8 protein-coding genes and 1 pseudogene are annotated in these 10,460 nt (G+C 57.1%); 3 read left to right on the top strand and 6 right to left on the bottom strand.

Annotated features, from left to right (window positions below):
• Together IGS51_RS15945 and mazG are read right to left on the bottom strand one after the other, a co-directional pair.
• Positions 1-180, bottom strand: a pseudogene (locus tag IGS51_RS15945) (hypothetical protein); the annotation flags it as partial.
• A gap of 271 nt (positions 181-451) precedes the next feature.
• Positions 452-1,327 (bottom strand): nucleoside triphosphate pyrophosphohydrolase, encoded by an 876-nt coding sequence (mazG, locus tag IGS51_RS15940; RefSeq protein ID WP_297079710.1) that lies wholly within the window; start codon positions 1,325-1,327, stop codon positions 452-454.
• Between the two features lie 146 nt (positions 1,328-1,473).
• Between mazG and IGS51_RS15935 the strand changes: the two genes are divergently transcribed.
• Positions 1,474-2,583 (top strand): D-alanine--D-alanine ligase family protein, encoded by a 1,110-nt coding sequence (locus tag IGS51_RS15935; RefSeq protein WP_297079708.1) that lies wholly within the window; start codon positions 1,474-1,476, stop codon positions 2,581-2,583.
• Between the two features lie 30 nt (positions 2,584-2,613).
• Here the strand turns inward: IGS51_RS15935 and IGS51_RS15930 are convergent, their stop codons facing one another.
• Positions 2,614-3,177 carry an AAA family ATPase gene (locus tag IGS51_RS15930; RefSeq protein ID WP_297079706.1) on the bottom strand — a complete coding sequence of 188 codons (564 nt, stop codon included), beginning with the start codon at positions 3,175-3,177 and terminating at the stop codon, positions 2,614-2,616.
• A 4-nt stretch (positions 3,178-3,181) separates the two neighbouring features.
• A complete protein-coding gene (locus IGS51_RS15925; protein ID WP_297079705.1) occupies positions 3,182-5,578 on the bottom strand; it encodes a ribonuclease R family protein in 2,397 nt (798 codons plus the stop codon).
• A 305-nt stretch (positions 5,579-5,883) separates the two neighbouring features.
• Between IGS51_RS15925 and IGS51_RS15920 the strand changes: the two genes are divergently transcribed.
• A complete protein-coding gene (locus IGS51_RS15920; RefSeq protein WP_297079703.1) occupies positions 5,884-6,090 on the top strand; it encodes a hypothetical protein in 207 nt (68 codons plus the stop codon).
• 368 nt (positions 6,091-6,458) lie between these two features.
• On the opposite strand, the gene phoU is transcribed toward IGS51_RS15920, so the two are convergent.
• Positions 6,459-7,112 (bottom strand): phosphate signaling complex protein PhoU, encoded by a 654-nt coding sequence (gene phoU / locus IGS51_RS15915; protein WP_297079702.1) that lies wholly within the window; start codon positions 7,110-7,112, stop codon positions 6,459-6,461.
• 623 nt (positions 7,113-7,735) lie between these two features.
• Here phoU and crtR point away from each other — a divergent pair.
• On the top strand, positions 7,736-8,752 hold the full coding sequence (crtR, locus tag IGS51_RS15910) for a beta-carotene hydroxylase (RefSeq protein ID WP_297079701.1): 1,017 nt from the start codon (positions 7,736-7,738) through the stop codon (positions 8,750-8,752).
• Positions 8,753-8,965: 213 nt separating this feature from the next.
• Here crtR and IGS51_RS15905 read toward each other — a convergent pair.
• Positions 8,966-10,460, bottom strand: a 1,495-nt coding sequence (locus IGS51_RS15905; RefSeq protein WP_297079700.1) for an EAL domain-containing protein, incomplete at its 5' end; no start/stop codon positions are given.

Raw genomic sequence — 10,460 nt, 5'->3', positions numbered from 1 at the left:
CCAAATCTTATTTAGAAAACAAAACAATTTTTTCTCAGTTGTTAAACCATCTTCTAGAGCTTTCTCAAAACCATCCCAATTGCAACTAGTCATTACAAACCAAAACATTTTAGACTCTGGAAAAGCTTCACTCAGTTGCTTCTCACGTTCATCAAAGTGAGAATGCCAGTTCTTCCTCATCCACCCTAGTTGCGTCTTACACTCAATAGCCGCAATTATTTTTCCCTCTTTCCAGATAGTTATATCAGGGCGGATGGATTTCCGCCTCCGCGCTACGGTGCGCTCTGACAGCCTCAAACCCTTTACATGTATGGCTTTGAGATCATATTCGCCCGAGAAAATCAGTTTCTCGGAAATCCTTGATTAACAAGACTTTCAGGCTCCTTTACAAATCAGATCTCAGAAGCTAGCGCATCAGGAAGTATTTGCCCTATCCAATCTCAAAATTAACCTAATCTTTGTCAATATTCAGGTTTAGTCTGTACACTTCATCCTTGCCCTGCTTCAGGCGAGCTTTGGCTGTTTGCCAGAGGGCTTCGAGTTCTTCTAGGGAATAATCGGCCAAAGGGCGATCGCTCTCTTGCAAAATCGCCTCTTCTACTAAGGCAAAGCGCTGGATGAATCGCTGGTTGGTGCTGTGGAGGGCTTCGGCAGGGTCGAGGTCGTGCCAGCGGGCGAGGTTGACCAGGGTGAAGAACAGGTCGCCCAATTCGGCTTGCTGGTTGGCTTTGGGTTCCTGGGCGATCGCCTGCCGAAATTCTTCTAGCTCCTCGTGAAACTTGTCCCACACGCCGTCGATGCTGTCCCACTCGAACCCAGCTTTGGCCGCTTTTTGGGAAATCTTGAGGGCTGCGGTGAGGGGCGGGAGCGATCGCCCGTAGCGTTCCAGCCGGGGGGTCAGCCGTTCAATCCCCGATGCCTTTTCTTCCTCGGCTTTGATTTGCTCCCAGTTCTGCACGACCTCGCCCGCGTCTGCCACCGTCACCTCGCCAAATACATGGGGATGGCGGCGAATCAGCTTTTGGGTAATCCCCTCCGCCACGTCCTTGAGCGAAAACTGCTGCGCCTCCGACGCGATCTGCGCTTGCAGCACCACTTGCAGCAGCAAATCGCCCAGTTCATCGGCGATCGCCTCCGGTTTTCCCTGGCGAATGGCATCTACCACTTCATAGGCTTCCTCGATCACGTAGGGAATCAGCGTCTCCGGCGTTTGGGTCAGATCCCACGGACAGCCGCCATCGGGCGATCGCAGCGTTGCCACCACGTCGATCAGTCGCTGCAACGCGGCAAGAGTGGGGTCGGGGTTGGCAGAGGGCGTTTGGGTCATATCTAGAGAGTTGGGGGGATGCAGTGCTGGAGTCACTGTAACCCATCCGCCCGTCCTTCCAGCGCGTCATCCCCCTAAAACCGCCGCGAAGATGATACGCTATCTCCGATTAACGGATTCTGCAAGTTTCAAACGAGGGCGGGGCAATGGCAAAGTTGCGGGTGGGGCTGCTGTTTGGTGGGTGTTCGGGTGAGCATGAGGTGTCGATTCGCTCGGCGCAGGCGATCGCCCGTGGACTGAGCGACCCCGCCAACGCAGACCGCTACGAGCTGGCACCCGTGTATATCCAGAAAGACGGACGCTGGCTGGCGGGAGAGTCTGCCATTCACGTTCTATCGGCGGGAGTGCCGCTGGAATTGGGCAGTTCGGACGCTCCGGCAGGCCCGTCGGGCGAAACCAGCGCCCTGCAAGTGCCAACGGTGGCGGCGGTAGAACGCTGGCAATCGACGGCGCAGGTCAGCGGCGTAGACGTGTGGTTTCCCGTGCTGCACGGGCCCAACGGCGAAGACGGCACAGTGCAGGGAATGCTGACGCTGATGCAGGCTCCGTTTGTGGGGTCGGGGGTGCTGGGGTCGGCGCTGGGGATGGACAAGATCGCCATGAAAATGGCGTTTGCCCAGGCGGGGCTGCCGCAGGTGGGCTACAAGGTCGTGCGGCGAGCGCAGGTCTATTCCAACCCCTGCATTTTTCCCAAGCTATGTGATGAAATCGAAGCCGAACTGGGCTATCCCTGCTTTGTCAAGCCTGCTAACCTGGGGTCCTCCGTCGGCATTGCCAAGGCCCGCACCCGCGCCCAGCTTGAGGCCGCCCTAGACAGTGCCGCCAGCTACGATCGCCGCCTGATCGTGGAAGCGGCCGCGCCCTCACCCCGCGAACTGGAGTGCGCTGTGCTGGGTAATGACCATCCCCAGGCATCGGTCGTGGGCGAGATTACCTACAGCAGCGACTTTTACGACTACGAGACGAAATACACCGAAGGTCTGGCAGACCTGCACATTCCGGCAAACTTGCCAGAGGCGACCGCCCGCCAGATTCAGGATATGTCGATTTGCGCCTTTGAAGCCGTAGACGCAGCGGGCCTAGCCCGGGTGGACTTTTTCTATTGCGAGTCTACGGGCGAGGTCTTCATCAACGAAATCAACACCATGCCCGGTTTCACCGCCACCAGCATGTATCCCATGCTCTGGGCCGCCAGCGGCGTGCCGTTTCCGGATCTCGTCGATCGGCTGGTGAAGCTGGCGCTGGAGGAACGATAGGGAGCGGGTGGTCGGGTGGTTATACTGGAGTCATTGCAATCCACCACCGATCACTCCGTCACCTGTTAACCCGATTAACCAACTTCTGGTCTCTTGGGGCGATCGCACTCTCACTACGCTAAGGTGGGCGTATTCTGGCTGAGAAAGCAGCAGCGGATACTCGCGTCGTCGCCGATGATAGGTTTGCAGCACCCACAGCAAAATGGAGTCGCGGCTGAAAAAGGTTTGCCGCCAAGTTTCGCGGTTACCGCTCCAGAGTTCTACGTCCGAAGTGCTGCGCCAAATTGCCCGCCGGAGCGATCGCCACAGCACCAGCCCAAACGAATAGTCCAGCCACACGATAGTATCAGCCCGCCCCCAAACCAGATCGCGGACGCTGCTGTAGTTGCCATCGGCCACCCAGCAATCGCCCGCCAGTGCCTCAGCCACTCGCGCCCGAAACACCTCCGACGGTGCAGCAGTCCAATTAGGCTCCCAGTGCAGCGCATCTAGCTCGATATGGGCGATGCCGAGTTGTCGTCCTACTTGCTGCGCCAGCGTGGTTTTGCCTGTGCCGCTCGTGCCAACGATCGCTATCCGCTGAAAGCGGTGCATCGACCTACTCTTCCTCCTCGGATAGATCTTCTGTTTCCAGCAGATCGGCCTCGGTTTCTAGCAAGTCCTCCTCATCGTCATCGGTGGCTTCGCTGCCGCCGCCAACGGCCACCAGGTCGATTTGCTGACGGTAGTAATCCACACTCTTGACCTGCACCTCGACGCGATCGCCCAGTCGATACTGCTTGCGATTCTTGCGGCCCACCAGCTTTTGCTGACGCGAGCGATATTCGTACCAGTCGTCTTTCAGGGAACTGACGTGAACCAGCCCTTCCACCAGCAGTTCCTCGATTTCCACAAAGAAACCGTAGGACTGCACCCCCGTAATCAGCCCGTGGAAGGTTTCGCCGGTGCGCTCCTGCATATACTCGGCTTTTTTCAGCCCCTCCAAGTCAGATTCCGCCTCCTGCGCCAGCTTTTCGCGCTCGGTGAGGTGGTTGACGATGCTGTTGAAATATTCCTCTAGCTCGTCGTGAACCTCTGGCGGCAGCACCTTCCAGTCGATTGCGCCGTGACATTCGCTGCTAAACAGGTTCACCTTGTCCTTAGAGCGAGTAGATTTGCGATCGCGCCCATGCTCAAACACCGCGTGCAGCACCCGATGCACCAGCAGGTCAGGATAGCGGCGCAGCGGCGAGGTGAAGTGGGTATAGCCATTGTCCAGCGCCAGCCCAAAGTGAGTCCCCGGCGTGGTGCTATAGACCGCAGGCTTCAGCGTCTCCAGCAGCAGATAGGTCAGCACCCGCTCGGCATGAGACTCCGCAAATTGCTGCGTGAGTCGCTGATAATCGCGGGGATGGACGACCTCTTCGTCTTCAAGCTGGTATTCGATGTCCATGTTGTTCACCAGCTTTACCAATTCCTGCACGTCGGAGGGGTCGGGCGTGCGGTGAACCCGGTAGATGGCGGGAACCTGGAGGCATTGTAAATGCAGCGCCACCAGTTGATTCGCCAGCAGCATCAGTTCCGTTACGATTGTGCGGGCGGGCAGCAGCGACGACACCACCATTGCGCCCAGTTCGCCTTCGTCGTCGTATTGGAAATTGGTCGAGAGGAACTTGCCCAGTTCCGGGTTGTGTTCGTCAGGGAAGATGCTCTCCGGCAGGTTCAGGTCAAACGCGCCCCGTGCCAGCCGCTGCGCCGCTACGGCCTGGCTGATGGCAAACAGGTTGTCCACCAGTTCAAACACGGGTTCCAGGTGTTTTAGCTCCTTGGCAGAGGGCAGCGGGTAGCGGGCTTCGGCGGCGGCTTCTGGGTCGTCTCGCAGCAGCACCGCCTGGGCCTGCTGATAGTCGAGATGCTGATCTACCCGCACCACGCTGGGCTGAATCTCGAAATCCTGCACTTCGCCTGCCGCGTTCAGGGTCACTAGCACCGAAATTGCCAGACGGTCTTCACCGGGCAGCAGCGAACAGCAGCGATGCAGATGTTCCGGCAGCATGGGCACGACGAGTTCTCCCAAAAAGACCGAAGTGCCGCGCTTCTGAGCTTCCAGATCGACGGGCGATCGCGCTGCGATGTAATACGACACGTCGGCAATGTGAATCCCCAAGCGCCACTCATCGTCGCCCACTTTTTCTACGCTCAGGGCATCGTCGATGGCTGGGCTATGGGGATGATCGGGCCCGTCGATTGTGACGGTCAACTGTTCCCGCAAATCCAGCCGCTTTTTCAAGTCCGTTTTGCGGAGCTTGGTCGGAAGTGCTTTGGCTGCCTCTAGCACCGCTTCCGAAAACCCGCGCGGCAGGTCATGCTTGCAGCACACAATGTCGATATCCGAGGCCGCCTGGGCATCGCTGCCCAAAATCTGAGCCACTCGGCCAATGGGCGGATGCTGACCCAGAGGATAGCGGGCAATTTCTACATGCACCAGTTGATCGACGGATTCCTCTAACGGTTCGCCATCGGGCGTTAGCTCTAGCTCAAACAAGAGGCGATCGTCCAGCGGCAGGGCGCGATACTGCCCGTCCTCGGTTTTTTTCACCCGCGCCAGCACGGAGGAATTGGAGCGTTCTAAAATCAGCCGGACTTCGCCCTCTGGACTGCGGCGGCGGCTGCCCTCTTTGGTCACGCGCACCAAGACGCGATCGCCATTCCAGGCAGTATTCAACTGGCTCTCGCGGATGTAGATATCCTCCGACCCTTCAATATCCTGAATTGCAAAGCAAAAGCCCTTGCTAGAGCAGCGCAGCTTCCCTTCCACCACGTCATCCTCAAAGACGCGGCGATATTTTCCCCGCTCCTTAACCAAAATGCCGATTTTCTCCAGGGCATCCAGCGCAATTTGCAAACGGCGAAGGCTGGCATCATCTTCACAGTTCAGCTTTTTCTCCAAAACCTTGGGAGCGACCAGCTTGTCGTCTGGAAAGTTGGAGAGCAGTGAGGCGATCGAAAAGTCCATGTAGCGTCTTAATCCTTGCGTCTAGTCCTGGGAGTGGTGGGGTGCAACGTTGCCCGGTCGAAGCCCGCTTCGGCGTTCCAAGCAAAACGCCCGGCGGCGGCAGCAAACACGACCGAACGCTGTTAATGATAGTCCTCAAGCCTGATTAGCGGTCATTTCGTTCTGCATCTTGCGTCAACCGCATCGTGAAACGGGTTTGCAGTTTAGGAACCCGCTCATGACCCGGAGATGGCATCCGCAGTATAGCGCTGGCGATGGCTACAGCCTATACAAGCCCTAGAGCAACTCTGATCTGAACCCATACGATGGATACGCAACTGCTGACGGGCGATCGCTGCGGCTGCGGCTGCGACCTGTGCAACGGCTTGCCAATCCAGTCCGGTTGCCAGTCCACTCAGGCTGCCCACGCTGCTCTAGAGATTCCAGACACTTTATTCCAGCTATTCCAGCTATTCCAGACATTTTGCAGACTGGGTGCAAAACGGGCCGTCAGACTAAGAGCGCGATCCTAAGAGCGCGATCGCCCCTGGCATAAAACGTTCACTCGATAGCCGCCAGAATAGCCCAAGCCGAACAATCCCAGGCATTTACCCAAGATGCTCAGCGCCAACATCACCCAGTGCAGGGCGAGGAAAGCGTTGGCGCTTCAAACATACGCTCGCTCAGGTAGAGAACAGATGCAAACGTGGAAACTCCGTTGTTTTCCACATCTCACCTATTGTATTTATACTTTCCTATCAAGTCGCATGTGTCAAATAAATTTCGGGCGCTGGTCTTAGGTGCTGGTCTTGGGTGCTGGTCTTGGGCGCTGGTTTCGGGCGCTGGTTTCGGGCGCTAATCTTGGGCGCTGCTCGATCCAGCAATCCTGCGGTTTGGGCATTCAGCGTTTTCCCGTCACCACATAGGCGACCCGCTTGCCAATATTGGTCGCATGATCCGCCATTCGCTCCAGGTAGCGAATCGCCAGCACCATTAGCACGTAGGGTTCAATCACGCCCTGCACATTGGTTTGGTGCGCCAGCAGGTCATACACCTCTTCATAGTCAGAATCCACCGCATCATCTCGATGCTTCACATCCAGCCCAGATTCAGCATCCAGGTTCGACAGCGCCGCCAGACTCATGGCCAGCATGGCCCGCGCCCGGTCGGACATAATCTGGATTTGCCCCATGCAGGGATGGGTTGGGTAGGGAAATAGCTTAACGGCCACCTCACCCAGATCTTTGGCATAGTCGCCGATGCGCTCCAAATCTCGCACCAACTGCATCAGCGCACTCAGCAGCCGCAGGTCTTGCGTGACGGGCGACTGGAGCGCCATCAGCTTGACACAATCCTGCTCGATCTGTCGGTAAAACTGGTCGATTTGCTTGTCTTGAATGGCGATCTGCCGAGCGGCATCCAGATCGCGCTCAAACATCGCCTTTCGGGCCAGCAGACAGGAATGCTCTACCAGTGCGCCCATGCGAAGTACGTCGCGCTGTAGCCCACGGATCTGCCGTTCAAAACTTGCTCGCGTTGTTCTTGAAACATCCAAGGGCGTAAACCAACCTTTAATCGGCGAATGCTAATCGGCCATGCTTTCCCAGATGGAGAATCCGCTTGTAATAGAGCAGTATAGCTATCCCTGTCAGTTCTGCCAGTTTAGTAGCACACAGCCCTGCGTTGCAGTTGCACCCCCATTCACTGCTCGAGTCACTCCAGCCTTGATGGAGTAAGGCTTTGAGGCAACCGTAAACAGCCTATTACGCCTTATTACACGTTGTAACTGGAGGAACAGGTCTGTTCGGGAGACAGGGGAACGGCAGATGGAAATGGGGGGCGATCGCCTCCGGACTTCCTCCAAACTTCCTCCAAACTTCAGCCAACTGCCAAGCTACACCCAGCGTAACCCCCACATCGGCTGTCATGCCAGCGGCAGCCCTTTCAGGCACTTTTTCAGGCAGCCCTTTTAGGCGATTTGGGCTTCTTCCTCCGGATTACTTGGAAAACGCGAGGCCTAGCAGGAACTGACTCGCAGGGTTTATGTCAAGGTTTATGTATTAAGGAGTACGATAGGCGGTTAACCTATGAATCAGATGAGCTAATTTCACAAAACTTCATTCTTGCGGCTAGGTGGCTTATACTACCGAAGGATACTTATCGAGGAGTGAACGTATCATGTCGGAGGCCGTTAAGCCCCTGACAATCGCGACCGTCCCGAGAGAGCTTCTCGGCCCACCCGGCAAATTCAACCCAACCCTGCTCATCTTTTTGCTCGCAGTGGTTCTGGCAACGCTTTCGGTCTGTGGGTATTGGCGCTGGCATTGGTTGGGGTGGGTGTGCTTTGTGCTGAATGTCGTGGCGCTGCACCTAGTGGGAACCGTGATTCACGATGCATCACACAATGTCGCGCATCGAAATCGCGTAATGAACGCCGTACTGGGGCATGGCAGCGCCCTTATGCTGGGGTTCTCGTTCCCAGTTTTTACGCGAGTGCACATGCAGCACCACGCAAACGTGAATGACCCAGAGAATGACCCCGACCATTTCGTGTCTACGGGTGGACCACTGTGGCTGATTGCTGCACGATTCTTCTATCACGAGATTTTCTTCTTCAAGCGGAAGCTCTGGCGCAAGTACGAGCTTCTGGAATGGTTTCTAGCCCGCCTCACGGTTGCGCTGCTGATCTATTACGCGGTGCAGTACGGGTTTCTGAGCTACTTGATGAACTTCTGGTTTTCTCCGGCGCTGGTCGTGGGGCTGGCTCTGGGGTTGTTCTTTGACTATCTCCCCCACCGTCCGTTTAAGGAGCGCAACCGCTGGAAAAATGCGCGGGTTTACCCTGGGGCGCTGCTGAACGTGCTGATCATGGGCCAGAACTATCACCTGATTCATCACCTCTGGCCGTCGATCCCCTGGTACAACTACCAAGCGGCGTATTATGCGACCCGGCCGCTGCTAGATGCGAAGGGCTGTCACCAGTCCCTTGGGCTGCTCAAGGTGAAGGATTTTCTAAACTTTGTCTACGACCTGTTTCTGGGCATTCGCTTTCATCATGGGGCTGCCCATGCCAGCGAGGCTCCCAAGGCTCCTGAAAGCGGAGGAGCCGTATTGGCCGACTCCGCTCAGGATCGGGGGCTAAGTGAAGGGGAGGATTTTTCGGAAAGTCCGCCCTTGGCTACAACGCCCCGCTAGCCTGTTGGATGTTGGCAAAGCTGGCAATGCTCGAAGGATGATAATTTTGGGAATAGGGATGGGTAGCGTAGTTCGCCGCCCATCCTTACGTTTTTAGGACTAGTTTTTGGGACTACCGTGAACTGTTAGGCAGAGCCGTAACGCACTGCTCCGTCAGGTTTTGATGCGCTACCTGGCGCTAACCCATTTCCGCTAGACTGCCTGCACGTTTGTCTATAGGCGCGGGTTGGTTTGGAGCAACTGCTGGAGATCGCTGGCGGAGAGCGGGGGTCTGAAGCGGTTTCCCTGGGCCGCGTAGCAGCCGATTTGCCGCAACAGGCTGAGCTGAGCGTCGGTTTCTACCCCTTCGGCGATCGCCCGCGTTTGGAGAGACTGGGCGATCGCCACAATCGCTTTTGCAATCGACAGCGCATCCTCGTCTTCTCCCAAATCGGCTACAAAGGTGCGGTCGATTTTCACACAGTCGAGGGGCAGTTGTCGTAGATGATAAAGCGAGGAATAGCCTGTGCCAAAGTCATCCAGCGCCAGTTGCACCCCTAGCTGCTGAAGTTGCTGCATGATTTTTCCTTCAACACCTCGATTTTCGTACAGCGTTGCCTCGGTGATGTCCAGCACCAAGAGATGCGGGTCGAACCCGGTTTGTGCCGTCGCCTGGGCGATCGCCCTCGGCAGGTCGAGCTTGCGAAACTGACGCGCCGACAGGTTGATCGACAGCTTCATGCCAGGATGCCCGGCCTCTTTCCACCGCACGGCGCAAGCGCAGGCAGTCTTCAGCACCCACTCGCCAATTTTCACGATCCAGTCCGACTCTTCTGCCACTGGGAGAAACTGGGCAGGATGCACCAGCCCCACATCAGGGTGCTGCCAGCGCAGCAGCGCCTCCGCGCCAATGATGCGGCCGCTGATCAGGTTGACCTGGGGTTGATAGAGCAGGTGCAACTCGTCCTGCTCGATCGCCTTTTCGAGATGCTGAAGCACCCAGACTCGCTGACTGTTCCAGGCATCCACCTCCAGGCTGTAGAACTGATAGCGGTCGGGCTGCCGATGGGCGGTTTGCAAGGCCAGGCGAGCATGTTCGGTGACTTCGCTGGCAGTAGCTCCGTTGTCGGGGGCAAGGGCGATGCCAGCGCAAAGCTGGGGTTGCAAGGTGTCGTTGTCGATCAGGCAGGGTTCGTTCAGGCTGCTGAGGAGGGTTTGGGCTAGCGTGGCAGCATCGCGGTGGTGGGCGACGGACTGAAACACGCCGAAGGTGTTGCTGTTGAGTCGGGCGATCGCCTCTTCTGGGGAAATCGCCTCACGCAGGCGGTCTGCCGTCGCTGCGGCTAGGGATTCTGTCATCGCTCCGTCCAGCGGTGTACCGTCGGGCATACTGGCGTTGAGTTTGAGCAGCAGCAGCGCCACTAGCCCATCCGCCGATTCCAGATGCTCCTGAAGATGATGATGAAACAGGATGCGGTTGGCCAGTTGGGTCGTGGGGTCCCAGTAGGCAATTTGGTTGAGCCGATCAACCGCCTGCTTCATTTCCTGGATGTAGGGCTGGGTGATGCTGGCGTGTTTGCTCAGCCGAGTGGCGATCGCCTCCATCAGTTCTTGCCGGGTAAAGGGCTTAGTAAGATAGTCATCTGCGCCCATCGCCATGCCCTGGCGGATATCGTGACGGTCTGCCTTGGCCGTGAGGAAGATGAAAGGAATGCCTGCTGTTGCTGGA

Source organism: Thermoleptolyngbya sp. M55_K2018_002 (genome assembly GCF_015295965.1).
Lineage (GTDB): Bacteria > Cyanobacteriota > Cyanobacteriia > Elainellales > Elainellaceae > Thermoleptolyngbya > Thermoleptolyngbya sichuanensis.
Note: the sequence above shows the minus strand (reverse complement) of the source record. Positions and strands in the feature narration are given on the sequence as shown.